The following is an 871-nucleotide window of genomic DNA, read 5'->3' as shown; positions in this document are numbered from 1 at the left end:
CCCATTTGCTTGGGGTTAAACAGATTGTCAGGCAGCTTTCCTCTGTACTGGCACGAACTTATAAACTTGGAGAACAGTTGATGATTTACGCAGGTAAAGCCATCACGGTTAAAGAAATCGACGGTGGGTTCGCGCAGTTGAACTTCGACCTCGAAGGCGAATCCGTAAACAAATTTAACCGGCTGACTATCGAAGAACTAGGCGCAGCAGCAGAAGCACTTAAAGGTGCAGATGTTAAAGGTCTAGTTGTTACAAGTACTAAAGATGTATTCATCGTTGGTGCGGATATCACAGAATTCACTAGCTTGTTTGCAGGTCCTGAAGAAGAACTTATCGCAAACAACTTGAAAGCAAACTCTGTATTCAATGCGATCGAAGATCTGCCTTTCCCAACAGTAACGGCTATTAATGGCATTGCTCTTGGTGGTGGTTTCGAAATGTGTTTAGCGACTGACTACCGTGTTATGTCGACTAAAGCGAAAGTTGGTCTTCCTGAAGTTAAGCTAGGTATCTTCCCAGGCTTCGGTGGTACTGTTCGTCTTCCACGTTTGATCGGTGCGGATAACGCAATCGAGTGGATTGCAGCAACTAAAGAGCACAAAGCAGATGCAGCTCTTAAGTTTGGTGCAGTAGATGCAGTTGTTGGTCCAGAGAAATTGATGGACGCAGCAATCAACCTTCTTGAACAAGTTAACGCTGGCAAACTAGATTACGAAGCACGTCGTGCAGAGAAAACTAGCAAGCTGAGCTTGAACCCAATGGAAAGCATGATGGTATTCGAAACTGCTAAAGGTTTCGTAGCTGGCCAAGCTGGTCCTCACTACCCAGCGCCTGTTGAAGCGATCAAAGCAATGCAGAAGCACTCGGGTAT

The 871-nt window shown here is 45.6% G+C and carries 1 protein-coding gene; it reads left to right on the top strand.

Annotated elements, in window-relative coordinates; genetic code table 11:
• Window positions 1-80 precede the first annotated feature (80 nt).
• Window positions 81-871: enoyl-CoA hydratase-related protein (locus A3738_RS18830; protein ID WP_197473918.1), on the top strand; the 791-nt coding region annotated here is incomplete at its 3' end.

The sequence above is a fragment of the Oleiphilus sp. HI0066 genome (assembly GCF_001635725.1).
This window is presented reverse-complemented; position numbering and strand designations above follow the sequence as displayed.